This is a genomic window from Sandarakinorhabdus limnophila DSM 17366, assembly GCF_945882885.1.
Taxonomy (GTDB): domain Bacteria; phylum Pseudomonadota; class Alphaproteobacteria; order Sphingomonadales; family Sphingomonadaceae; genus Sandarakinorhabdus; species Sandarakinorhabdus limnophila_A.
In genome coordinates this window covers 1-3,024 of sequence record NZ_CAMCWT010000121.1, presented here as the reverse complement: position 1 = coordinate 3,024, position 3,024 = coordinate 1, and the positions used below count along the sequence as shown (strand labels likewise).

The following is a 3,024-nucleotide window of genomic DNA, read 5'->3' as shown; positions in this document are numbered from 1 at the left end:
CGCACCAGCCGGCCAGCGCGCAGCAACGCCCGGAACAGGCCGCGCCGGGTGAGCACCGCCGGCAGCAGGGTGCGGAGCAGCCGATCAGTCGGCGCGCGGCGATGATTGTTCTCGATGTGCACGCGCGCAGCGTCGACAAGGTGCATGTAATCAACGCCGGACGGGCAGGTGGTGGTGCATGACAGGCACGACAGGCAGCGATCGATATGGTGCACGGCGCGCGCCGACGGGGCCACTTCCGGGTTGGCCAGCATGTCCTTCATCAGCCAGATGCGGCCGCGCGGACTGTCCAGCTCATCGCCGGTGACAAGATAGGTGGGGCAAGTGGCGGTACAGAACCCACAATGCACGCATTTGCGGATGCGGCCTTGGGCGGCGGTTACGTCGATGCCAGTCATGCTGCGCCCCCTGGTGCCGCCGCCGGAGAGAGAATGTCGGCCGGATCGAACAACGCCTTCACCCGTGCTGAAAGTGCCGCCACACCCGGCTCCGGTGGCGCACGTGCCGGGATGGGTGAGGCCGGCCCGCGCAGCCGTTCGGCATGGCCATCGCGACCGGCGGCTTGCGCCACAAGTGCATGCAGATCGAAATCGGCGGCACCAGCCGGCAGCAGCACCCAGGCTAGGGCGCCGGCCCAATCGAGCCTCAGGCGTGCATCAGGCGGCAACAACGCGGCCAGCGCCGGCGCGCGGCTGGCGGGCAGTGGGCAACGCCAGATGATTTCGTCGGCGCGGGCGTGGCCATAGAGGCTGGCGGTCGCCGTCCAAAGCCCGCGGCTAGCGTCGCCCTCGATTAGCCTGCTGGCCGGCAGCCGGGCGCGGGCGGCGTCCACCAGCGCCGGCAGGACGGCCGGGCTGGATTCGATGCGCAACTGCACCTCACCCTCACCCTCACTCCACGCCGCGCCAGTGATACCGCCATCAACCATCAGCGCATCGGCCATGATGCGCACCGCTTTGGCCGCCGTGTCGGCGGGCAGCTGCAGCGTCGCCTGCGCAGGCGCCAGCGGCAGCACTTTCAGAGTGATTTGTGTCAACACCGCCAGCGTGCCACGTGAGCCGGTGAGCAATCGCGGCAGATCAAAGCCCGTCACATTCTTGAGCACCTTGCCGCCCGCCGTGAAGATCTCTCCGCGCCCGGTCACGCCAGACAGGCCCAGCACATGATCGCGGCACGCCCCGGCAAACGGCCGACGCGGCCCGGAAAGCCCGCTCGCCACCGCGCCACCAATGGTGCCATGGCCCAGGCCCCAGATTGCATCGGGCGAAGGCGGCTCGAACGCCAGACACTGGCCGGCGCGGGCCAGCAACCGTTCGACATGATCCAGCGAAGTCGATGCCGGCAGGGTGAGCAGCAATTCGCCCGGATCATGATCGATGCTGCCACCAAGGCCGGTCAGATCCAGGTCCGCGTCTGCGGCGCCGGGACCGATGCCGGGCCGGCTGCCGGTGCCGGACACGGCCAACGACCGCCCATGCACCGCTGCATCGCGGATCATCTCGGCCAGTTCCTCGATCGTGGCAGGACGATAAGCCATCAGAATCGGGGCAGTTCAGGGAACGGCAGCTGCCCGCCGTGCACGTGCATGTGGTTCATTTCGGCACAGCGCGAAAGGGTGGGGAACAGCTTGCCGGGATTGAGCAGGCCGTGCGCGTCAAAGGCGCATTTCAGCCGGCTCTGCACCTCAATATCAATGGTTGAGAACTGGTGTTCCATCAGGTCGCGTTTCTCGACACCCACGCCATGTTCGCCGGTCAGCACGCCACCGGCATCGACGCAGGCCATCAGGATTTCGGCGCCGGCCGCTTCCGCTGCCTCGGTCTGGCCCGGCACAGAAGCGTCATACATCACCAGCGGGTGGAGGTTACCGTCGCCAGCGTGGAAGACATTGGCTACCCCCAGGCCGTGGCGGGCAACGATGGCGCTGATCTTGCCGAGCACCGCACCAAGCTGGCGGCGCGGGATGGTGCCATCAACGCAATAATAATCCGACGCGATGCGCCCCACGGCGGGAAACGCCGCCTTGCGCCCAGCCCAGAACAGCAGGCGCTGCGCCTCGTCTGTGGAGGCGCGCAGATGGGTGCAGTTGTGGGCGTTGGCGATTTGGGTGATGCGGGCAAGCTGATCGTCCACCTCCGCCGCGCTGCCATCGGCCTCGGCAATCATCAGCGCTTCGACATCAGTGGGGTAACCAGCCTGCACAAAATCTTCGGCGGCGCGGATGGCCGGTGCGTCCATCATCTCCAGCCCCGCCGGGATGATGCCAGCGGCGATGATGGCCGCAACGCAATCACTGGCATCGGCGACGGAGGGAAAACCGAGCAGCAGCGCGCGCTGGGTGGCGGGCTTGGGCAGGATGCGCACCGTGGCTTCGGTGACAACCCCCAAAAGCCCTTCCGAACCGCACACCAGCCCGAGCAGATCATAACCGGCCTGCTCCTGCCCCGGGCCGCCCAGCCGCAGCGCCGCGCCATCCATCAGCACCAACTCAACGCCCAACAGATTGGGGCTGGTGGTGCCATATTTCAGGCAATGCACCCCGCCGGCATTTTCCGCGACATTACCGCCGATCGAACAGGCAATCTGGCTCGACGGATCGGGCGCGTAGTAAAAGCCCTTGTGGGCAATTGCCTGGGAGACGGCCAGATTGGTGACACCCGGCTGCACCACGGCGCAGCGATTGTCGTAATCCACGCCCAGGATGCGGTTGAAGCGCGCCATGCCCAGCACGATCCCATCAGCCAGCGGCAGCGCCCCGCCCGAAAGCGACGTGCCCGAACCGCGCGCCACCACCTTCACGCCATTGGCATGGCACCAGGCAAGGACCTTGCTCACCTGTTCGGTCGTCCGCGGCAACACCACGGCCAACGGGCTCTGCCGATACATTACCAACCCGTCGCTGCCATAGGCTGAGACGCCTGCCGCATCGGCGATTACCCCATCCGGCACAATGGCGGCGAGGGCAGCGGCAATCTGGGCCTGTCGGGCCATGACAGCAGCGTCGGGTTCTGGCATCTTCATGCG

At 67.0% G+C, this 3,024-nt stretch carries 3 protein-coding genes; all 3 read right to left on the bottom strand.

Going from position 1 to position 3,024, the window contains the following annotated elements:
• A partial coding sequence (locus tag Q7O19_RS13480; RefSeq protein WP_303810997.1) for a 4Fe-4S dicluster domain-containing protein occupies positions 1–398 on the bottom strand: 398 nt, incomplete at its 3' end.
• Positions 395–1,537 (bottom strand): FAD-binding protein, encoded by a 1,143-nt coding sequence (locus Q7O19_RS13475; protein ID WP_303810996.1) that lies wholly within the window; start codon positions 1,535–1,537, stop codon positions 395–397. The genes Q7O19_RS13480 and Q7O19_RS13475, both read right to left, overlap by 4 nt.
• The gene (locus Q7O19_RS13470) at positions 1,537–3,021 is read right to left on the bottom strand and encodes an FAD-linked oxidase C-terminal domain-containing protein (RefSeq protein WP_303810998.1); all 1,485 of its coding nucleotides are present in this window, start codon (positions 3,019–3,021) and stop codon (positions 1,537–1,539) included. Before Q7O19_RS13470 ends, Q7O19_RS13475 begins: the two co-directional genes overlap by 1 nt.
• Between the last annotated feature and the right edge of the window lie 3 nt (positions 3,022–3,024).